This window comes from Rhodococcus sp. P4_F5, from assembly GCF_056401315.1.
In genome coordinates this window covers 284,984-306,107 of record NZ_JBFUJP010000001.1, presented here as the reverse complement: position 1 = coordinate 306,107, position 21,124 = coordinate 284,984, and the positions used below count along the sequence as shown (strand labels likewise).

Sequence of the window (21,124 nt, the reverse complement as noted above, 5' to 3'; positions counted from 1 at the left end):
CCGGCCTGACCCGTGAGTCCTTCTGGTCCGCATGGGGACAGAAGGACTCACGGGCGGCGGAGCCGCCTAGGTTAGGACGGACTCGTGCACCGCGCGGTCGAAGGTCGGCAGCGGGCCGCCGTTGCGCAGCGTCTCCGTGATCCGCGGGTCGGCCAGGTGCAGACGGCCGATGGCGGCGAGGTCGAATTCGCCTGTCCCGATTCGGCGTTCGAGCTCGGCGATGTTGTCGACGCTCTCCACGCTGCCGCCGGCCAGTCGCCCGTCACGCAGCGACTTGCCGAGGCCGACGCAGCCGACGCTCATGGTGATCGCCCCGGTGGTCTTCTTCGCCCAGCCGGCCAGCGACAGGTCGCTGCCCTCGAACGCGGGCGCGTCGAACCGGCGCGAGCTGGCGTCGAGGACGTCCGCGCCGGCGTCGACGAGGGCGCCCAGGATCAGGCCGAGCTCCTCGGGGGTCTCCGCGATCCGGGCCGTGAAGTCCTGCTGCTTGTGCTGCGAGAACCGGTAGACGATCGGCAGGTCGTCGCCGATGGCCTCCCGGATCGCGCGGACCACGGCGACGGGGAACGCGGTGCGGCGCTGCAGGTCTCCGCCCCAGGCGTCGTCGCGAAGGTTGGTCGAGGACCACAGGAACGAGTCCAGCAGGTAGCCGTGGCCGCCGTGGATCGCGATGCCGTCGAAGCCCAGCTCGACGGAGGTGCGGGCGGCGTCGGCGTAGGCGGCGATGACGGCGGCGATGTCGTCCTCGGTCATCGCGGCGGTCTCCGGCACGGCCCGGTCGACGTACCCCTGCGGGTACGAGGTGACGCCGGGCGTGCCCCACACCCCGGACGGGCGCATCGGTGCGATGTGCGGCATGTCGGTCATCGCGCCGAAGAGGGGCCCGACGTGCCAGAGCTGCGGGACGATCCGCCCGCCGGCCTCGTGCACCTGGTCGACGACGCGCCGCCAGCCGTCGCGGGCCGCGGGGGTGTGCATGTTCGGCACGTCCGGGTGGTCGATCGCGCTGGGGTGGTCGATGCCGACGCCCTCGGTGACGATCAGCCCGGTGCCGCCCTCAGCCCGGCGGCGGTAGTACTGCGCGACGTCCTCGGTCGGCACCCCACCGGGGGAGAAGGTGCGGGTCATCGGGGACATGGCGATGCGGTTGGGCAGCTCGAGCCCACGGATGCGCAGGGGCTGGTGGAGCGGGGATGCAGTGGTGGTCACGCTAACAACCAATCGCTCGTGCGCTGCGTTTGCATCCCGAATCCCGGTTAGCGGGACCCGAGGCCGGTCGGACGTCGACGCGTGACCCACGCGTCAGCCCTCGCGAGGCTCGCCCCGGGGTGCTCACAACTCCTCCACGAACGACCAGAACCCGGGCGTCTCGTCGACGCGCAGGCGGGTCAGCTTGCGGTAGCTGATCAGCCATTCGCCGTCGACCTTGCGGTAGGTCTCGTGGTAGTGGCCGTACCCGTGCAGGTGGTGCTCGGTGGTCTCGTCGGACCACCAGAGCTTGTCCTCCATGGACCAGATCCCGGTCGCGGTGGTCGGCGAGGTGAGGGTGATCTCCGGGCAGTGGGCGTGGTGGACGGTGGTCACGAAGACCGGGCCGTCGAGCAGCCGGCTGATGGCGCGGGTGAGCGCCTCGCCGCCGACCACCCGGTTGACCTCGCCGTCGGTCCCGGGCTGCTTGTCCGCCGGCAGCCCGCCCCACGACTGGCTGACGATGTCGTCGGTGTGGAACGACGCGTAGCGGTCCCACTGCTTGGTGTCCATGCATCGCAGTCGGGCCGCGAAGAGCCGCTTGATGGCCTCGACATCGGCGAGTTGGCCGGCCAATTCGGTGGGATCGGATCCGGTTCCGGTCACTGTTTCTCCTGGTCAGTCGCGGTGCTTCTGGTTGCCGGCGGCTCTGGTCCCGGGCAACCGGTTGATATGACGTAGATCATACGCTTAGATCTACCAAGCGCTTGATTGGTGGTCTGCCAATCATTTGCTTGGGGTGCGCGAATCGGCCGAGTGGTCGCCAGGCGCGCCACGTCCAGTTGCCCTCCGGAGTCGGCCGTATTGCGGCCCCGGATACCAGGTAGGAGTCCGAAGTGAAGAAGTTGAGAGTCTCGACGCTCGCCCTGATCGGGGCCGGTGCGCTGACCCTGGYCGGCTGTTCGAGCGGCGCCGACGCGGGCTCGAACGGTGAGTTCAATGTCTACGTGGCGGCCGCCATCAGCGGTCCGGACCAGCTGGCGAAGAACGCCAAGACCGCCGCGCTGGGGGTCGAGGCCAGCGCCAAGATCGCCAACGAGTCCGGCGGCATCGGCGGCAGGCAGATCAAGGTGACCGTCCTCGACGACGGCGGCGACCCGACCATCGCGGTCTCCAAGCTGCGGGAGATCGCCTCGGGCAAGACCAAGCCCGACCTCTACATCAACACGGGGTCCTCGACCGTCGGCACCGCGACCGTCCCGATCCTGACGCAGAACCGGATCCTGTCGTTCACCCTCAGCCCCACGGCGTCGGGTTCCGACCCCAAGACCGCGCCGTACAACTTCGACATCTCGCCCAGCGCCGAGGTGTACGCCAAGGGCATCGCCGACTTCGTCGCCGGCAAGCAGTACCAGGACGTCGGGATCATCCACGGCAACAGCACCTACGGCGAGAACTTCGGCAACGCGATGGTCGCGGCGCTCGGCTCCGCCGGCGTCAAGGTCACCGAGAGCAAGGAGTACGACACCGCGGCGCTGGACATGACCGCGCAGCTGCAGTCGCTCAAGAACGCCGGCACCAAGGCCCTGATCGTCGACGCGTACGGCGCGCCCCTCGGCTACCTGATCCAGAGCCTCGAACGGCTCGGTTGGGACGTCCCGCTGGTCGGCAACAACTCCGTCGCCGGCACGTCGTCGATCGCGACCCCGCCCCCCGGCGGCTTCCTCGGCGTCCCGCAGACCAAGGACATGGTCATGCAGATGTTCCACAGCACCGCGTACGACCCGGCGGACGCGCTGGTCAACAACGCGGTCGACACGATGGCGGGCATGGGGACCATCGCCTCGACGCTGATCGTCGCGACCTCCTACGACGCCATCCCTCTGGTGGCCGCCGCCGCCGAGAGCGCGGGCGGCACCGACCTCGACAAGCTGGTCGACGCCATCGAGGACGTCGAGGTGCAGAAGCAGGCGAAGACCGCGATGATCCCGGTCCCGAACTACAGCGCCGAGAGCCACAGCTCGAACCCCGACGCCTCGACCTTCACCTACATCGCTCCCACGCCGCTGCTCAACGGGCAGTTCGCGAACCCGGCCGCCGGCGGGGCCTGACCGCCGATGACACTTCTGTGGTCAGGACTCGCGCTCGGCGCGGTCTATGCGTTGGTGGCCATCGGCTACAACATCGTCTACATCTCCTCGAAGGCCTTCAACTTCGCGCACGCGCAGTTGATGATGCTCGGCACGTTCGTCGCCTACACGGGTCTGGTCACGCTGGACCTGCCGGTGGTGGTCGTGGTGATCATGGCCATGCTCGTCGTCACGGTGGTGGCCGGGCTCGAGGAGGTGTTGGCGATCCGGCCGGTCTCCGATCACCGCACGCTGCTGGTGACGACGCTCGGCGTCTCGATCCTGCTCGACGGGATCACCCAGCTGATCTGGGGCCGGGACCCGCTCTCCGTCCCGTTCGCCGGGGGTAACAACGTCGTCGAGATCCTCGGCGGCCGTACCTATCCCGCGGAGATCGCGTTGCTCGTGGTCGCCGTCGTGCTGGTGGTGGTGCTCAGCCGCTTCACCAAGATGAGCCGTTACGGCCTCGCGCTGATCGGCATCTCCGAGGACGAGGAGGCCGCCAAGCTCAAGGGCATCAACGTGCGCGGCTTCATCTTTGCCGCGTTCCTGCTCTCCGGTGCCATCGCCGGTCTGCTCGGCGTCTTCGTCGGGCCGAAGACCTTCGCGGTCGCGACGCTCGGAACGTCGTTGGCGCTCAAGGGCTTCGTGGCCCTGGCCATCGGTGGCTTCGGCTCGCTCTACGGAGCGCTGATCGGCGGACTGTCGGTCGGCGTCATCGAGGCCGTCGCGACCTATCAGCTCGGCGCGCAGTACAGCAACCTCACGGTCTTCATGGTGCTCATCGTGATCCTGATGATCCGGCCCGCCGGTCTGTTCGGCAAAGTCAAGGAAAGGGTGGTGTGACCATGTCCGCGTGGCTGGCCATTCGGCGAATTCCCAGCTGGGTCTTCCCGCTCGCGATCGGCGTACTGCTGATCTTCCTACCGGCCTTCGGGCTCGGGTACAGCACCACCCGGAACATGCAGCTGGCCTGCATCCTGGCGCTGGTGGTCAGCGGCCTGAACCTCAGCCTCGGCTATGCGGGTGAGCTGGCCCTCGGCCAGGCCGCGATGTACGCGGCCGGTGCCTATACCGCCGGACTGCTCTCCGTGCACGGCCACACCGACCTGATCGTCCAGATCGTCGCGGCCGGCGCGGTCGCGCTGCTCGTCGGCCTGCTCACCGGCATCCCGGGCCTGCGCCTGGGCAGCTGGTCGTTGGCGATGACGTCGTTCTTCCTTGTGCTGCTGATCCCCGACATCCTGTCGATCTTCAGCGAGACCACGGGCGGCAAGAACGGCCTCAGCGGGATGGAGCAGGCCACCCTCTTCGGTTCCGTGATCGACTCCGACGGCTTCTACGTGGTCGTGGTCGTGGTGATGATCGCGTGGTTCGCGGTGCTGCGGAACCTGGTCCTCTCGCGGCACGGTGTGGCATTCCGGACGCTCAAGCAGAGTCCGGTTCTCGCTTCGGCGCAGGGCATCTCGGTCTACCGGATGAAGCTGACCGGCTACGCCATCGGTGCCATCCCGGCCGGCCTGGCCGGTGCGCTGTTCGCCAACACCGACCTCTACATCTCGCCGATGTCCTTCGGCTTCACCTTTGCGATGACCGTGCTGGCGGCGAGCATCCTCGGCGGCTCGGCCAGCATCTACGGCGCGCTGGCCGGCGCGCTGATCATGCAGTTCGGCCCCAACCAGTCCACCGAGTTCCAGGACTACGCCCTGATCTTCTACGGCATCTTCCTGATCATCGGCGGGGTGCTGCTCAGCGGCGGTCTGGCGAAGTTCGGCAAGCTGGCCATCGAGAAGCTCGACCGTCGCGCGGGGTACGTGCCGGCGACACCGGCAGTCGACCCGGCCGCGGCGGGCGCCGGCGGTGGGCGGATCGACGGTCAGCTCCTGATGGTCGACGGGCTGGAGAAGGCCTTCGGCGGCAACAAGGCGCTGAACGGGGTGAACCTGACGGCCCGCCCCGGCGAGGTGACCGCGCTGATCGGGCCCAACGGATCCGGCAAGACCACGCTGATGAACATGATCGGCGGCTTCTACCGCTCCGACGCCGGCGTCATCCGGCTCGGCGACGGCGAGCTGCAGACCCTGACCTCCGACGCCGTCGCGCGTCGCGGCGTGGCCCGCACCTTCCAGACCCCGAACATCCCCGAGGACATCACCGTCCTCGAGTCCGTGCAGACCGGGCGGTACAGCACCGACCGGGTCTCCATGGTCAGCGCGATCCTGCGACTACCCAAGTACCGCAGGGTCGTTCGCGACGACCGGGCCGAGGCCATGCGAGTGCTCGACCTCGTGGGTCTGGCCGACCAGGCCAACGAGAAGGCGTCGGACCTGCCGCTGGGCAACCGCCGTCTGCTCGAACTTGCCCGCGCGGTGGTGGCGCGGCCAGCGTTGTTGCTGCTCGACGAGATCGCGTCGGGACTCGACGAGGACGAGATCCTTCGCCTGGCCGAGCTGGTGCGCCAGATCCGGGCGTCCGGCGGCACGGTCGTGCTGGTCGAGCACAACTTCGACCTCGTGCTCAAGCTCGCGGACGTCATCTACGTGCTGGCCCGGGGCGAGGTCATCGCGCAGGGTCCCCCGGAAGAGATCGAGACCAACCCCCGGGTGCTCACCGAGTACCTCGGGATCAGCGTGGAGGAGGTGTCGTCCTGATGTCGGAACAGGGATTGACGGTCGAGCGGCTGGCCACCGGCTACGGAGACATCCGGGTGGTCACCGACGTGAGCCTGACGGTGCTCCCGGGGAAGATCACCGCGCTGCTGGGCCGCAACGGCGCAGGCAAGACGACCACGTTGCGGGCGATCACGGGGCTGAACAAGGCGAGCGCCGGCACGGTCCGGCTCGAGGGGAAGGACATCACCTCGATGCCCGCGCACAAGCGGGTCGGCGCCGGACTGGCCTACGTGCAGGAGGGCAAGAAGGTCTTCCGGGAGCAGACGGTGGACCAGAACCTGGTGCTCGGGGGCTTCTCCCGCGGGCTGGGCCGGCGCAAGCTGGCGGACTCGCTCGACGACGTCTACGACATGTTCCCGATGCTCGCCGAGCGGAAGAACCTGTTGGCCGGGGCCATGTCCGGCGGTCAGCAGCAGATGCTGGCGATCGGGCAGGCGCTGATGTCGCAGCCGAAGGTTCTGTTGCTCGACGAGCCGTCCGGCGGACTGGCCCCGGTCATCGTCAAGGACGTGCTGCGGCAGGTCGAGGCGCTCAAGGCCCGCGGGCTGGCGGTGCTCCTGGTCGAGCAGGAGGTGGACACCGCGCTGTCGGTGGCCGACCACGTGACGGTGATCGACATGGGCAAGGTCGTCATGGACAAGCCGGTGGCGGCGATCACGAACCGGGACAGCCTGCGCGAGGCCTACCTCGGCCGCGCGGACATGTCGTCGGTGACCTAAGCGACCGGCCCCCACCACACACCGCGACCCCGCACGGCAGCAGCCGTGCGGGGTCGCGGTGTGTGGTGGGTGGGGAGGGGGAATTCGGTCAGGCGGGGACGTGCGCGCCGTGGCCGGCCTCGCGCAGCGCGGCCTTGATCTTCGCCTGCGCCTCGTCGAGGGACTCCGGGGACGGCGACGGGTCCGCCCCAGAGATGTTGAAGTCGTGGAGGGTGAACGCGGGGAACACGTGCAGGTGCAGGTGCGGCACCTCCATCCCGGCGACCAGCAGGCCGGCGCGCGGTGCGTCGAAGCCGGCGCGCACCGCCTGGCCGATCACCTGCGCGACCCGGGTGCACTTGGCGAGGACCTCGCCGTCGAGGTCCTGCCACTGGTCGATCTCCGCGCGGGGGACGACGAGCGTGTGCCCCTGGGTGATCGGGTTGATGGTGAGGAACGCGACGACCTCGTCGTCCTCCCAGACGAACCGGCCCGGGAGGTCGCCGGCGATGATCATGCTGAACACGGATGCCATGCCGCGATTATGCCGGGTGAGCCGTTTCGGCGGCGAGATGCACTCGGGCGTCTTCGTAGCCGGCGGAGCCCGCGGCTTCGGCGGAGGTGTAGATCAGGTGCAGCACCCCGGTGGTGAACGTCTGGGCGGAGATGAGGCGCAGCGGGATCGGCGTGCCCTCCTCGAACAGCCGCTTACCGCTGCGCAGTGCGATGGGGTGGACGAGCAGATGCAGCTCGTCGATCAGCCCTGCTGCCAGCAACTGCTGGACGATCGACGGGGAACCGCTCATGGCGATGTCCGTCGCGCCCGGCTGCTGCTTGAGCTCGGTGACGGCGTCGACCAGATCGCCCGCCAGCTGTTCGGAGTTGCGCCAGGTGAATTCGAGATCCCGACGGGAGACGACGATCTTGCGGGCATCACCGAGGGCCTTGGCCATGCCGGCGTCCTCGCCGCCCGCGGCTTCCCGCCCCGGCCAGGCTCCGGCGAAGCTGTCGTAGGTCTCGCGGCCGAGCAGCAGGGTGTCGGCGGACGCGAGCTGTTCGCCGACGGCCGCACCCATCTCGTCGTTGAAGTAGGGGAAGTGCCAGTCCTGAGGTTCGCCGACGACGCCGTCGAGCGAAATGAACAGGCCTGCGGTGATTCTGCGCATAGGAGTGCTCCTGGCGGTGTTGTCGGGTGCGGGTTTGGCCCGGATCAGACGGCGTATTTTGCTGTACCGGTGAGGAATTCGCCGGCAGTCGGGGTGAGGAGCGCGATGTTCGGGTTGTGGCTCAGCTTGGCCAGCTCCACGTGCCGGGCGTTGGGCAGTACCGCGGTGATCGCGCGAGCGGCGGTGCGCAGCAGATCGCCGCTCTTTCCGCCGGAGATGACCAGGGTCGGCAAGGTGATGTCGGACCAGTCCGCCGCGCGCAGCGGTTCGCCGCGCATGTAGTCGCCCATGACGGCCCAGTCATGCGCCGTCGCAGGGGCGGTCGCCTTCAGGCTCTTCCAGAACGGCGTGAACCGCATGACGGCGACGAAGGGGCGGGGCATGCCCATGGCGTGGGTCATGTAGAACTTCACGACCTCGGCGCGGCGGTCCTCGGCGATCAGCTTGTGCAGCGTCACATGGAGATTCGCGGCGGGAACGAAGTTCTCGTGATTGACGACGAACGGCGGCTCGAAGGCGATCACCTTGGTGATGCCGGGCACCCGGCCCGAGGCGGCCGCCAGCAGGGCGAGTCCCGCGCCGGAGGACCAGCCGAACAGTGCGGCGGATCCACCCGTCGCCTCGACCAGCGCGGCGATGTCGTCGATTTCGTTCCCGACGTCGTACACGCCCGGCGAATCGGTGCTGTCGCCCCGGCCGCGGCGGTCGTAATTGATGACGGTGAGACGGTATTCATCGGCCAGCTTCTGGGCCAGCTCCACCATTTTCGGGAAGGTGCGGTAGCTGAATGCGCCACCGACGAGAATGACTGTTCCGGCATCGCCACCGACATAGCGGTCGAAGGCGAGCGTGATTCCGGCTGGCGTGGTGATGGATTCCATGATCTGAGTCCTTTCGTCGAACTCTGTTCTCACCGTGCGGTGGGTTCAGCAATAGAGACGGCGGTCGGCACCGGCACTCATCGCCACCACCATGTGATGTAGGTCACATCATGTGTCCGCAGGAAGTTGCCAGGCGCGGTCCAGGAACACCACAGGTTCGGCCGTGAGGGTTGGCCGCATGACGAACTCACTGGTCCGGGGCGAGACGGCACCGGAACCGCCACCGGACACCCGGACCGTGGCGCTCGACGTGGTGGTACCGGTCTACAACGAGGAACGCGACCTCGAACGCTGCGTGCGCAGGCTGCACGAGCACCTCGGCGCGCACGTCCCCTTCCCCAGCCGGATCACCGTCGCCGACAACGCGAGCACCGACGCGACGCTGGCCATCGCGCGCCGGCTGGCGGCCGAGATCGACGCGGTGCGGGTGGTGCACCTCGACGAGAAGGGCCGCGGTCGCGCGTTGCGCACCGTGTGGGGTGCCTCGGACGCCACCGTCGTCGCCTACATGGACGTGGACCTGTCCACCGACCTCAACGCGCTGCTGCCACTGGTGGCGCCGTTGGTCTCCGGGCACTCCGACCTGGCGATCGGCTCCCGGCTGGCGCGGTCGTCGCGGGTGGTCCGCGGGCCCAGGCGGGAGGTGATCTCCCGCTGCTACAACCTGATCCTGCGGGGCGCGCTGCGGGCGAAGTTCTCCGACGCGCAGTGCGGGTTCAAGGCGATCCGCACCGACGTGGCCCGGCAGCTGCTGCCGCTGGTGCAGGACACCGGCTGGTTCTTCGACACCGAACTGCTGGTGCTGGCCGAGCGGGTGGGCCTGCGGATCCACGAGGTGCCGGTGGACTGGGGCGACGACCCGAACTCCACCGTGGACGTCGTCGCCACCGCGACCGCCGACCTCAAGGGCGTGGTCCGCGTCGGGCGGGCGCTGGCCGCAGGGTCGCTGCCGGTCGCGGCGCTGCGCACCAGCCTGGGCCGCGAGCCGCTGGTGCCGGGGGTGCCACCCGGGATGGTCGGCCAGCTGGTCCGGTTCGGCGTGATCGGCGTGGTGTCCACGCTGGCCTACGCGGTGCTCTACCTGCTGGCGCACCCGCTCTTCGGCGCGCAGGCCGCGAACCTCCTCGCACTGCTCGTCACCGCCGTGTTCAACACCGCGGCGAACCGGGCCTTCACCTTCGGGATCCGCGGCCGGGAGGGGGCGGCCCGGCACCAGCTGCAGGGCCTGGCGGTGTTCGCGTTCGGCCTGCTGCTCACCAGCGGCTCGCTGCTGGTCCTGCACCGCGCCCTGCCCGACGCATCCCGGCACCTCGAACTCGCGGTGCTCGTCGTCGCCAATCTCGTTGCCACACTGACCCGTTTCGTCGCCCTTCGTCGGGTGTTCCGGAGCCACGACCAGGAAGCCGCGCTGTGACCACGACCGAGATCGAACCCGACACCACCGTGCCCGACCGGACCGGCGGGTCGCCCGCTGCCGGAGACCCCACGCCGCGGCGGAGCTGGGAGTCGTGGGCGCTGGTGCTGCTGCTGCTCGGTACCGCCGTCGCCTACCTGTGGGGGCTGGGCGCCTCCGGCTGGGCCAACTCCTTCTACTCCGCCGCGGTGCAGGCCGGGTCGGTGTCCTGGAAGGCGTTCTTCTTCGGCTCGTCCGACGCGGCCAACTCGATCACCGTCGACAAGCCGCCCGCCTCGCTGTGGATCATGGCGCTCTCGGTGCGGGCGTTCGGGCTCAGCTCGTGGAGCATCCTGGTCCCGCAGGCGCTGATGGGCGTCGCCTCCGTCGGGCTGCTGTGGGCCACCGTCCGGCGGCACTTCGGCGCGGCGGCGGGCCTGCTCGCGGGCCTGGTGCTGGCGCTGACCCCGGTTGCGGTGCTGATGTTCCGGTTCAACAACCCGGACGCCCTGCTGGTGCTGCTGACCCTGGCCGCGGCCTGGGCGCTGCTGCGCGGCGTCGAAGACGGGCGCACCCGCTGGCTGGTGCTCGCCGGCGTGTTCGTCGGCCTCGGGTTCCTGACCAAGCAGCTGCAGGTGATGCTGGTGGTGCCGCCGCTCGCGCTGACCTACCTGCTGTTCGGGCCGCCGCGGCTCGGGCGGCGGATCGCGCAGCTGCTCGCCGCGCTGGCGGCGACGGTGGTCGCCGCCGGCTGGTGGCTGCTGGCCGTGGAGCTGTGGCCGGCCTCGTCGCGCCCGTGGATCGGTGGCTCGCAGAACAATTCGATCCTGGAACTGACCCTGGGCTACAACGGACTCGGGCGGCTCAACGGCGACGAACGTGGCAGCGTCACCGGCGGCGGGCGCGCCGGTGTGGGCGCGCTGGCGGACGCGGCGGTCGGCGGCGCGGTGCCCGGGGGCGGCGGCGGAATGTGGGGGAGCACCGGCCTGGCCCGGATGTTCGAACCCGCGCAGGGCGGGCAGATCGCCTGGCTGATCCCGGCGGCCCTGATCCTCGGGGTCCTGGGAATCGTCCTGCGGGGCAGGCTGACCCGGGTGGACCTGCCACGGGCGGCGCTGGTGCTGTTCGGTTCCTGGCTGCTCACCGCGGGCCTGGTGTTCAGCTTCATGGCCGGGATCTTCCACTCCTACTACACGGTGGCGCTGGCCCCGCAGATCGGCGCGCTCGTCGGCGGCGGCGCGGTGCTCGCGTGGCGCAGCCGCGGCGCCGCCTGGGTGCGCGTGGTCTCGGCGCTGACCATGCTGGCGACGGCGTGGTGGTCGTGGGAGCTGCTGGGGCGCAGCCCGTCGTTCCTGCCGTGGCTGCGCTGGGCGGTGCTGGTGGTCGGCGTGGTCGCGGCGGTCGCGCTGCTGGTGCCCCGGCTGACCGGTCGGCTGGCGGCGGCGTCGGTCCTGGCGGTGGTGGTGGCGGCGCTGGCCGGCCCGACGGCCTACGCGGTCGACACGGTCGGGACCCCGCACGCCGGGGCGTTGAACACCGCGGGACCGGCGGTGGCCGGCGGCATGGGTGGGTTCGGCGGACACGGCGGGCCGGGAGAGTTCCCCGGCGGCACGCCCCCCGGGGGCGGTCCGCGGCCGGGCGAGATGTTCGCGGGCGGGCCTCCCGGGGCGGGCACTCACGGTCGGGGAGGCGGCGGTGCCGGCGGCGCGGCGGGCAACCTGCTGCGGGGCAGCGAGCCGGGACCGGAACTGACCGCGCTGCTCGAGTCCGGCGGGGACGGCTACACCTGGGTGGCGGCGACCGTCGGGTCCAACAGCGCCTCCGGCTACCAGTTGGCGACGCAGCTGCCGGTGATGCCGATCGGCGGGTTCAACGGCAGCGACCCGTCGCCGACACTCGCCCAGTTCCAGCAGGATGTGGCGGCGGGACGGATCCACTACTTCATCGGCGGTGGCGGCACGACGGGCGGCCGAGGGGAGGGCGCCGGCTCGGCGATCGCCGAGTGGGTGACGCAGAACTTCACGCCCAGCACCGTCGACGGGGTCACGTTGTACGACCTGACCGCGCCCCAGGTGCAGGCAGGGCCGTAGTCTGAGGTCCGTGCGCGTACTCGTTATCGGCTCTGGTGCCCGTGAACATGCCCTGCTCCTCGCCCTCGGTCGCGACCCGTCCGTGACGGCGCTGATCTGTGCGCCCGGCAACGCCGGGACCGCGAAGATCGCGGAGCAGCATCCCGTCGACGTCGCCTCCGGCGAGGCCGTGGTGGCCCTCGCCCGGCAGGTCGACGCCGACCTGGTGGTGATCGGCCCGGAGGTGCCGCTGGTGCTCGGCGTCGCCGACGCCGTGCGGGCGGCCGGCATCGCCTGCTTCGGTCCGTCCGCCGACGCCGCCCGGATCGAGGGCTCCAAGGCCTTCGCCAAGGACGTGATGGCGGCCGCCGGTGTGCGGACCGCGCACAGCGAGATCGTCGACAGCCCGGCGCACCTGGACGAGGCTCTGGACCGCTTCGGCCCCAACTGGGTGGTCAAGGACGACGGACTGGCCGCGGGCAAGGGCGTCGTGGTCACCACCGACCGTGACGCGGCTCGGGCCCACGCCGCCGAGTTGCTCGAGTGCGGTCACCCGGTGCTGCTGGAGTCGTTCCTGGACGGCCCCGAGGTCTCGCTGTTCTGCCTGGTCGACGGCGAGACGGTGGTCCCGCTGCTGCCCGCGCAGGACCACAAGCGCGTCGGCGACGGCGACACGGGCCCGAACACCGGCGGCATGGGCGCCTACACCCCGCTGCCCTGGCTGCCCGACGGCGCCGTGCAGCAGATCGTCGACGACGTGGTCGCTCCGGTGGCCGCCGAGATGGCCCGTCGCGGCTGCCCGTTCAACGGACTGCTGTACGCCGGCCTCGCGATGGGGGCCCAGGGTCCCGCGGTGGTCGAGTTCAACTGCCGCTTCGGTGACCCCGAGACCCAGGCCGTGCTGGCGCTGCTGGAGTCGCCGATCGGCGAGGTCCTCAACGCCACCGCCACCGGCACCCTCGCGGCGGCCGCGCCGCTGCGCTGGACCGAGGGCGCCGCCGTCACCGTGGTGCTGGCGGCCGAGAACTACCCCGGCACCCCGCGCACCGGGGACGCGATCTCCGGCGCCGACGCTGCGGGGGTGCTGCACGCGGGCACCGCGCTGCGTGAGGACGGCGCGGTGGTCTCCGCGGGCGGACGGGTGCTCAGCGTGGTCGGCACCGGCGCAGACCTGTCCGCGGCCCGCGCGGACGCGTACGCCCGGCTCGCGGACGTCCGGTTGCCGGGCGGTCACTTCCGCACCGACATCGGCCTCGGCGCCGTCGAGGGACGAATCGGCATCTGACGGGGAATCCCACACCTTCCAACGCCCCCTCCGGCAATCACCGGAGGGGGCGTTGTCATGTCGGGCAGTCGGCTCGTCTCGGTGCAGACCGCTGCGCCCGTTCGCATTTGGGTCGCCAGACATTACTGGCGCAGGTGACGAACCGGACAGAATTCGACGGATTCAATTCAGATTAATCATTCAATGGAATTACTCGCCGGTAATCGGCCGCGGCGTCGGGTCACGACGGTATAACGAGCGCGTCAGCACGGCCGTGAACAGAGAGGTTCCGTTGAACGAATACCGGCAGTCACGAGTCAGGTCAGCATCGATCAATCCCCCGCTCTCCCGTCGAAGGTTTATGGCGGCAACCGGTTTGGCGGCCGGTGCCATCGCCCTGTCGTCGGCCGGCGTCGCGGCGGCGGCATCGCCGCGCCGCGCCATCAACACCGGTGACCGGGTTCCCGCCCTGATCATCGGCAGTGGTTACGGCGGCGCCGTGACCGCGCTGCGGCTGGCGCAGGCGGGCGTCGACGCCCACATAGTGGAGATGGGCAAGGACTGGACCACGCCGGGGCCCGACGGCAGGATCTTCACCAACACCGTCTCGCCGGACAAGCGCGGATTCTGGCTGAGAAACCGTACGGCGCAGCCGGTCTCGCACTTCATGGGTGTCTCGATCGACAAGGACATCGAGAAGTACGTCGGCATCCTCGACTGCGAGAACATGGGCGGGATCAACGTCTACCAGGGGCGCGGCGTCGGCGGCGGCTCGCTGGTCAACGGCGGCATGGCCGTCACGCCCAGGCGCGGCTACTTCGAGGAAATCCTGCCCTCGATCGACTCCAACGAGATGTACGGGACGTTCTTCCCCAGGGCGAACGCCGGCCTCGGCGTCAACAACATCGACACGTCCTGGTTCGAGTCCACCGAGTGGTACAAGTTCGCACGCACCGGACGCAAGACGGCGGAACGCTCGGGCTTCAAGACCGTGTTCGTCCCCAACGTGTACGACATGAACTACATGAAGCAGGAGGCCGCGGGGCAGGCCACCAAGTCCTCCCTCGACGGCGAGGTCATCTTCGGCAACCACGCGGGCAAGAAGTCGCTGCCCAAGACCTACCTCGCGGAGGCCGCGGCCACCGGCAAGGTCACCATCACCACGCTGCACCGGGTCACCAAGGTGGCGCCCAGCGGACCCGGCTACGCCGTCGAGATGGAGCAGATCGACGAGCAGGGCAACGTGATCGCGACCAAGACCGTCACCGCGGACAAGGTGTTCTTCGCGGCGGGCAGCGTCGGCACCAGCAAGCTGCTGGTGGCGATGAAGGCGCAGGGCCACCTGCCGAACCTGTCCGGCGAGGTCGGCCAGGGCTGGGGCAACAACGGCAACGTCATGGTCGGCCGGGCCAACCACCTGTGGGACGCGACGGGCACCAAGCAGGCGTCGATCCCCACCATGGGCATCGACAACTGGGATGACGCCGGGGGACCGGCGTTCGCGGAGATCGCCCCCTTCCCCGCGGGCGCCGACCTGTTCATCAGCCTGTACCTGTCGATCACCAAGAACCCGGAACGCGCGCAGTTCCAGTACAACGCGTCGACCGGCAAGGTCGGGCTGTCCTGGCAGACCTCGCAGAACCAACCCGCCATCAACATGGCGAAGCGGATCTTCGACAAGATCAACCAGAAGGAAGGCACGATCTACCGCACCGACATGTTCGGCGGGTACAAGACGTGGGGCGACAACCTCACGTACCACCCCCTCGGCGGCGCCATCCTGAACAAGGCCACCGACAACCACGGCCGACTGCACGGGCACCCCGGCCTGTACGTGATGGACGGCGCGCTGGTGCCGGGCAACCTGGGCGTGAACCCGTTCGTCACCATCACCGCCCTGGCCGAGCGCAACATCGCGAACATCGTCGCGAACGACCTGCACTAGACCCTCGGCCGAGCGGGGGTTCGCGGCACGCATTCGAGCCGTGAACTCCCGCTCAGCCGGGAGCGATAGCCTGGACAGGTGCGAGCAGAGTCCCAGCGATCCCAGATCCCCGCCTTCCATGTCATGGACGTCTGGAAGGCCGCGACCGAGCGGGCCCGGACCCACGGCGACGTCCTGACCCTCGCGGCCGGGCAGCCGTCGACACCGGCGCCGGCGCCGGTACTGCGGGCCGCCCGGGAGGCCATCGACACGCAGTTGCTGGGCTACACAGAGACTTTCGGGATCCTGCCGCTGCGCGAGGCGATCGCCGGGTACCACTCGGCACGCTCCGGCATCGCCGTCGACCCCGACGACGTGGTGGTGACCACCGGCTCGTCCGGGGCGTTCACGCTGCTGTTCCTGGCCGCGTTCGACCCCGGCGACACCGTGGTGGTGGCCCGGCCCGGCTACCCCGCCTACCGCAACACCCTCACCGCCCTCGGCTGCCGGGTGGTCGAACTCGACTGTGGGCCGGACACCCGGTACCAGCCGACCGTGGCGATGCTCGAGGCGCTCGACGAGCCGCCGGCCGGGTTGGTGGTGGCGAGCCCCGCCAACCCCACCGGCACCGTCATCGACCCCGCGGAGCTCGCGGCGCTGGCCCGCTGGTGCGAGGCGCACGACACCCTGCTGATCTCCGACGAGATCTACCACGGCATCGAGTTCGGCTCCGGCCAGTCGGCGACCGCGTGCGCCTGGGAGACCTCGACCGAGGCCGTGGTGGTCGGCTCGGTGTCCAAGTACTTCTCGATGACCGGCTGGCGGATGGGCTGGATGCTGGTGCCGGCCGCGCTGCGACGCCCGCTGCAGCGGCTGGCGTCGAACATGACGGTGTGCCCGCCCGCGATCTCCCAGTACGCGGCGGTCGCGGCGTTCGCCGACGAGTCCGTCGCCGAACTCGACGGCCATGTGCGCCGGTACGCCGTCAACCGGGACGTGCTGCTGGCCGGCCTGCCGCGGCTCGGCATCACCGACCTGGCGCCGGCCGACGGAGCCTTCTACGTCTACGCGGACATCGGCCACCTCACCGGCGACTCCACGGCGTGGTGCGCGGACCTGCTCCGGGAGACCGGGGTGGCGGTGGCACCGGGCATCGACTTCGACACCGTCCACGGCGACCGGACCATGCGGCTCTCGTTCGCGGGGGCGACGGCGGACGTCGAGGAGGCACTGGCGAGGATGGCCCGAAGTGCGCTGCTGGGTGGGTAGTTCGCGGTTCTGCGGTCCCAACGAGGGGACCGCTGGCAGGATGGCACGGTGACTGCAGCGGTGACGCCGAAGGGCGAGCGACGAAAGGTCGCGCTGGTCGAGGCCGCCGCGGACCTGTTGCTGGAGGGTGGCCTCGACGCCGTCCGGCACCGTGCGGTGGCCTCGCGCGCGGAACTTCCGCTCGCCTCGACCACCTACTACTTCGAGTCCCTCGACGACCTGGTCGCCGCGGCGGTAGAGGCCTGCGGGAACCGGGAGCTGGACATGATGCGGGCCCGGGTCGAGGAGGTGTCACAGCGCAACCGCGGCGTCGAGGCCACCGTCGAGCTGCTCGTGGACATGTTGATCGGGGTCTTCGAATCCGCCGACGGTCGCCGCGAACAGCTCGTCAGCCGGTGCGAGCGGTTCGTCGCGTTCGCGCGGCACCCGGAACTGCGCGAGACCCAGCTGCGTCTGCGTTCGCAGCTCGAGGACCTGATCGTGGAGGTGCTGCGGAGGTCCGGCCGGGTGATCGGACCGGAGGGCCTGCGGCGGCTGGTGTGCGTGGTCGACGGCGCGGCGGTGGGGGCGCTGAGCGCGGCGGATCCGGACCCGATGGGCTTCGCCAGGGAGATGCTGGTGCAGGTCATCGACATCCTGGCGCCGATGGCCCCGAGGTAGCCGTAAACTGGCACCTCGTGACCCGCATCCCCAATGTCCTCGCCACCCGCTACGCCAGCCCCGACCTGACCGAACTGTGGTCGCCGGAGCACAAGATCGTGCTGGAACGTCAGCTGTGGCTGGCGGTCCTGCGGGCGCAGGCCGAGCTCGGCATCGACGTCCCCGCGGCCGCGCTCGACGACTACGAGCGGGTCCTCGACCAGGTGGACCTGGCCTCGATCGCCGACCGGGAGCGGGTGACGCGGCACGACGTCAAGGCCCGTATCGAGGAGTTCAACGACCTCGCCGGGCACGAGCACGTGCACAAGGGCCTGACCAGCCGCGACCTCACCGAGAACGTCGAGCAGCTGCAGGTCCTGCGGTCGCTCGAGTACATCCACGGGCACGGCGTCGCGGTCGCGGCCCGGCTCGCCGAGCGGGCCGCCGAGTACTCGTCGCTGGTGATGGCCGGCCGCAGCCACAACGTCGCCGCGCAGGCCACCACCCTCGGCAAGCGGTTCGCGTCCGCCGCCGACGAGCTGCTGGTCGCCCTGACCCGGCTGCGTGAGCTGATCGACCGCTACCCGCTGCGCGGCATCAAGGGCCCGATGGGCACCGCGCAGGACATGCTGGACCTGCTCGACGGCGACACCGAGAAGCTCGAGTTCCTCGAGGCCAAGGTCGCCGAGCACCTCGGCTTCGCGCACGTGCTGACCAGCGTCGGCCAGGTGTACCCTCGCTCGCTCGACCACGACGTGCTCTCCGCGCTGGTACAGCTGGGCGCGGGCCCCTCGTCGTTCGCGCACACCATCCGCCTGATGGCCGGCCACGAGCTGGTCACCGAGGGCTTCCAGCCCGGCCAGGTGGGCAGCTCGGCGATGCCGCACAAGATGAACACCCGTTCCTGCGAGCGTGTCAACGGCCTGCAGGTGATCCTGCGCGGCTACGCCTCGATGGCAGCCGAGCTGGCCGGCGCCCAGTGGAACGAGGGCGACGTGTTCTGCTCGGTGGTGCGCCGCGTCGCGCTGCCGGACGCGTTCTTCGCGATCGACGGACAGATCGAGACCTTCCTGACCGTGCTCGACGAGTTCGGGGCCTACCCGGCCGTCATCGAGAAGGAACTGACCCGCTACCTGCCGTTCCTGGCCACCACCAAGGTGCTGATGGCGGCGGTGCGCGCCGGCGTCGGACGCGAGACCGCGCACGAGGCCATCAAGGAGCACGCGGTGGCCGTCGCGCTGGCGATGCGCGAGGAGGGCAAGGAGCCGGACCTGCTGGACCGGTTGGCCGCCGACGACCGGCTGCCGCTGGACCGGGCCGGCCTCGACGCCGCGCTCGCCGACAAGTCGGTCTTCGTCGGTGCCGCCGAGGCGCAGGTGGCCTCGGTGGTCCGCCGGGTCGAGCTGCTCGTCGAGCAGTACCCGGACGCGGCGGCTTTGCGGGATCTTCCTAAAGGGCGCACAGGCGCGTCAGCGCAGTTTGTCGAGGATGCGGCGCAGCTCGGTGCGGTCGTGCTCGTCGAGCGGCGCGAAGAAGTCCTCCGCGTCGGCGGCCCGCGCGGCCTCCAGTTCGCCGATGACGCGGCGGCCCGCGGCGGTCAACCGGACGCAGGTCGCGCGCCGGTCGGCGGCGTCGGGCACCCGTTCGGCGAGGCCGCGTTGCTCGAGCCGGTCGACCACCTCGGTCGCCGACCGCGGCGCGATGCGCAGCGCCTTTGCGACGTCACCCAGCCGCGGGACCTCCGGTGCATCCCGGCCGATCACCCACAGCGCGCGGTACTCGTGCGGGGACAGCTGCCACGGCTCGAGCGCGACGAACCAGCGCCGGCGCAGGGCGCGGGCGGTCGACATCACGAGATCGCGGAGCGGGTCGGGGTGGCCCTCGGTCATGTGACGGAGCGTACCCGGACATTGACATTCACCTCATTGTGAGGGAACCTCAGTATGCCTGACCCCGACATACGAGAGGGGTGGTTGCATGACAAGCCCCCATTTCGGCGGCCCCGGTCCCGGCCGCGGCCCCCGCGGCGCGAAGGTCGACCCGGCAGACCGCGCCCAACTTTCCGAACAACCCGTCAGCCTGCGCCGGATCGGCGCGCTGTTCGCGCCCTACCGCTGGCAGATCGCCGTGGTCACGGCGTTGATCGTCGCCTCGTCGGTGATCACCCTGGCCAACCCGTTCCTGGTCCGCGAGGTGATCGACCGCGCCATCCCCGATCAGGACGTCCCGCTGCTGGTGTGGGCGGTGCTCGGCATGCTCGCCGTGACCGTCGCCAGCTCCGTCATCGCGGTGGTGCAGACCTGGATCTCCACCACGGTCGGGCAGCGCATCATGCACGGCCTGCGTACCGACGTCTTCGCGCACCTGCATCGGCAGTCGCTGGGCTTCTTCACGCGCACCCGGGGCGGTGAGATCCAGTCCCGGCTGACCAACGACATCGGCGGCATGCAGACAGTCGTCACCTCGACCGCCACGTCGATCGCGTCCAACCTCACCACCGTGGTGGGGACCGCGGTCGCGATGGCGGTGCTGAGCTGGCGACTGTCCCTGCTCTCGCTGATCGTCCTGCCGCCGGCGATCTGGCTGACCCGCAAGGTTGCCCGGATGCGCCGCAAGATCACCAGCCTCCGCCAGCGCACCCTCGCCGACATGCAGACCCAGATCGAGGAGTCGCTCTCCATCAGCGGCATCCAGCTCGGCAAGACGCTCGGTGCGGGACCGGCCATGTCGCAACGCTTTTCGGACACGTCGGAGGTCCTGACGGATCTCGAGGTCCGATCGGACCTGTCCGGCCGGTGGCGGATGGCCACCATGAGCATCGTCTTCGCGGCGATCCCGGCCCTGCTCTACCTGGCCGCCGGCCTGCCCGCGACCTCCGGCGGCATGACCATCGGCACCCTGGTCGCGTTCACCGGACTGCAGGGCGCGCTGTTCCGGCCGCTGATGCAGCTGCTTGACGTCGGTGTGTCCGTGACGAGTTCACTGGCGCTGTTCAGCCGAATCTTCGAGTACCTGGACCTGCCGGTGGACATCGACGACCCCGAGCGGCCCGTGGCGATGGACCATGCGCTCGGTGCTGTCGCCTTCGAGGACGTCACCTTCCGGTACGAGGGTGCCGACCGGGACGCGCTCGCCGCGGTGTCGATCGACGTGCCCGCCGGATCCTCGTTGGCGCTCGTCGGCGAGACCGGTTCGGGCAAGACCACTCTCGCCTCGCTGGTGGCGCGACTGCACGACCCGACGTCCGGTCGGGTCACCATCGACGGGGTCGACCTGCGCGACATCTCGCTCGCGGAGCTGTCCGAGCTGGTCGGTGTGGTCTCGCAGGAGACCTACCTGCTGCACGCGACGATCCGGGAAAACCTGCGGCACGCCCGCCCCGAGGCGAGCGACTCCGACATCGAGGCCGCGGCGCGGGCGGCGCAGGTGCACGAGCTGATCGAGTCGCTCCCCGAGGGCTACGACACCATGGTCGGCGCGCGCGGTCACCGGTTCTCCGGCGGCGAGAAGCAGCGGATCGCGATCGCCCGAACCCTGTTGCGCAACCCGAGAATTCTCGTGCTCGACGAGGCCACCAGCGCACTCGACAACGAGACCGAGCGGGCCGTGCAGGACGCGCTCGACCAGGTCAGCCGGGGCCGCACCACCATCACCGTCGCGCACCGGCTCTCCACCATCCGCGACGCCGACCAGATCGTGGTCCTCGACCACGGCCACGCCGCCGAACGCGGCACCCACGAGGAGTTGCGCGCGCTCGGCGGCCGCTACGCGCGGCTGCTGGCGAAGGCGGGCACCGCCGCACCGGACGCGCTGGTCCTCGCCGGCTGAGCGC

The 21,124-nt window shown here is 70.1% G+C and carries 17 protein-coding genes and 1 pseudogene; 12 read left to right on the top strand and 6 right to left on the bottom strand.

What is annotated here, in order from left to right:
• Positions 1 to 66: 66 nt before the first annotated feature.
• Both AC1DU4_RS01550 and AC1DU4_RS01545 read right to left on the bottom strand, forming a co-directional pair.
• Entirely contained in the window at positions 67 to 1,209 is a 1,143-nt protein-coding gene (locus AC1DU4_RS01550) for an oxidoreductase (protein ID WP_477837297.1), read from the bottom strand.
• A 123-nt stretch (positions 1,210 to 1,332) separates the two neighbouring features.
• Positions 1,333 to 1,854, bottom strand: a complete 522-nt coding sequence (locus AC1DU4_RS01545; RefSeq protein ID WP_477837296.1) for a nuclear transport factor 2 family protein — start codon at positions 1,852 to 1,854, stop codon at positions 1,333 to 1,335.
• Positions 1,855 to 2,084: 230 nt separating this feature from the next.
• Here AC1DU4_RS01545 and AC1DU4_RS01540 point away from each other — a divergent pair, with 230 nt between their 5' ends.
• The 4 genes from AC1DU4_RS01540 to AC1DU4_RS01525 are packed head-to-tail and all read left to right on the top strand — an operon-like array spanning position 2,085 to position 6,708.
• A complete protein-coding gene (locus AC1DU4_RS01540; RefSeq protein ID WP_477837294.1) occupies positions 2,085 to 3,299 on the top strand; it encodes an ABC transporter substrate-binding protein in 1,215 nt (404 codons plus the stop codon).
• Between the two features lie 6 nt (positions 3,300 to 3,305).
• Positions 3,306 to 4,163 (top strand): branched-chain amino acid ABC transporter permease, encoded by an 858-nt coding sequence (locus AC1DU4_RS01535; RefSeq protein WP_477837292.1) that lies wholly within the window; start codon positions 3,306 to 3,308, stop codon positions 4,161 to 4,163.
• Positions 4,164 to 4,165: 2 nt separating this feature from the next.
• Positions 4,166 to 5,968 carry a branched-chain amino acid ABC transporter ATP-binding protein/permease gene (locus tag AC1DU4_RS01530; RefSeq protein ID WP_477837438.1) on the top strand — a complete coding sequence of 601 codons (1,803 nt, stop codon included), beginning with the start codon at positions 4,166 to 4,168 and terminating at the stop codon, positions 5,966 to 5,968.
• Positions 5,968 to 6,708, top strand: coding sequence for an ABC transporter ATP-binding protein (locus tag AC1DU4_RS01525; protein ID WP_477837291.1), 741 nt, complete (start codon positions 5,968 to 5,970; stop codon positions 6,706 to 6,708). The genes AC1DU4_RS01530 and AC1DU4_RS01525 overlap by 1 nt, the downstream gene beginning before the upstream one ends.
• Before the next feature lie 88 nt (positions 6,709 to 6,796).
• Here the strand turns inward: AC1DU4_RS01525 and AC1DU4_RS01520 are convergent, their stop codons facing one another.
• Genes AC1DU4_RS01520 through AC1DU4_RS01510 form a run of 3 tightly spaced genes read right to left on the bottom strand, consistent with a single transcriptional unit; the run spans position 6,797 to position 8,734 of the window.
• Complete coding sequence (locus AC1DU4_RS01520) at positions 6,797 to 7,222, bottom strand: HIT family protein (RefSeq protein WP_477837289.1); 426 nt, start codon at positions 7,220 to 7,222, stop codon at positions 6,797 to 6,799.
• Positions 7,223 to 7,229: 7 nt separating this feature from the next.
• The gene (locus tag AC1DU4_RS01515) at positions 7,230 to 7,853 is read right to left on the bottom strand and encodes a dihydrofolate reductase family protein (protein ID WP_477837287.1); all 624 of its coding nucleotides are present in this window, start codon (positions 7,851 to 7,853) and stop codon (positions 7,230 to 7,232) included.
• Positions 7,854 to 7,897: 44 nt separating this feature from the next.
• A complete protein-coding gene (locus tag AC1DU4_RS01510) occupies positions 7,898 to 8,734 on the bottom strand; it encodes an alpha/beta fold hydrolase (protein ID WP_477837285.1) in 837 nt (278 codons plus the stop codon).
• Between the two features lie 178 nt (positions 8,735 to 8,912).
• Here AC1DU4_RS01510 and AC1DU4_RS01505 point away from each other — a divergent pair, with 178 nt between their 5' ends.
• From AC1DU4_RS01505 to purB, 7 genes and pseudogenes are all read left to right on the top strand, one after another.
• Complete coding sequence (locus AC1DU4_RS01505; RefSeq protein WP_477837284.1) at positions 8,913 to 10,148, top strand: bifunctional glycosyltransferase family 2/GtrA family protein; 1,236 nt, start codon at positions 8,913 to 8,915, stop codon at positions 10,146 to 10,148.
• Positions 10,145 to 12,217, top strand: coding sequence for a glycosyltransferase family 39 protein (locus AC1DU4_RS01500; protein WP_477837282.1), 2,073 nt, complete (start codon positions 10,145 to 10,147; stop codon positions 12,215 to 12,217). Before AC1DU4_RS01505 ends, AC1DU4_RS01500 begins: the two co-directional genes overlap by 4 nt.
• A 10-nt stretch (positions 12,218 to 12,227) precedes the next feature.
• Positions 12,228 to 13,481, top strand: coding sequence for a phosphoribosylamine--glycine ligase (gene purD / locus AC1DU4_RS01495; protein ID WP_477837280.1), 1,254 nt, complete (start codon positions 12,228 to 12,230; stop codon positions 13,479 to 13,481).
• Between the two features lie 340 nt (positions 13,482 to 13,821).
• Positions 13,822 to 15,405, top strand: coding sequence for a GMC oxidoreductase (locus tag AC1DU4_RS01490; protein ID WP_477837278.1), 1,584 nt, complete (start codon positions 13,822 to 13,824; stop codon positions 15,403 to 15,405).
• Positions 15,406 to 15,483: 78 nt separating this feature from the next.
• On the top strand, positions 15,484 to 16,653 hold the full coding sequence (locus AC1DU4_RS01485; RefSeq protein WP_477837276.1) for a pyridoxal phosphate-dependent aminotransferase: 1,170 nt from the start codon (positions 15,484 to 15,486) through the stop codon (positions 16,651 to 16,653).
• A gap of 48 nt (positions 16,654 to 16,701) precedes the next feature.
• The gene (locus AC1DU4_RS01480; protein WP_477837274.1) at positions 16,702 to 17,313 is read left to right on the top strand and encodes a TetR/AcrR family transcriptional regulator; all 612 of its coding nucleotides are present in this window, start codon (positions 16,702 to 16,704) and stop codon (positions 17,311 to 17,313) included.
• 17 nt (positions 17,314 to 17,330) lie between these two features.
• Positions 17,331 to 18,743 (top strand): annotated as a pseudogene (gene purB / locus AC1DU4_RS01475) (adenylosuccinate lyase); the annotation flags it as partial.
• An 18-nt stretch (positions 18,744 to 18,761) separates the two neighbouring features.
• Here purB and AC1DU4_RS01470 read toward each other — a convergent pair.
• The gene (locus AC1DU4_RS01470; protein ID WP_477837437.1) at positions 18,762 to 19,181 is read right to left on the bottom strand and encodes a MarR family winged helix-turn-helix transcriptional regulator; all 420 of its coding nucleotides are present in this window, start codon (positions 19,179 to 19,181) and stop codon (positions 18,762 to 18,764) included.
• An 88-nt stretch (positions 19,182 to 19,269) separates the two neighbouring features.
• Between AC1DU4_RS01470 and AC1DU4_RS01465 the strand changes: the two genes are divergently transcribed.
• The gene (locus AC1DU4_RS01465; RefSeq protein ID WP_477837272.1) at positions 19,270 to 21,120 is read left to right on the top strand and encodes an ABC transporter ATP-binding protein; all 1,851 of its coding nucleotides are present in this window, start codon (positions 19,270 to 19,272) and stop codon (positions 21,118 to 21,120) included.
• The last annotated feature ends 4 nt before the right edge of the window (positions 21,121 to 21,124 follow it).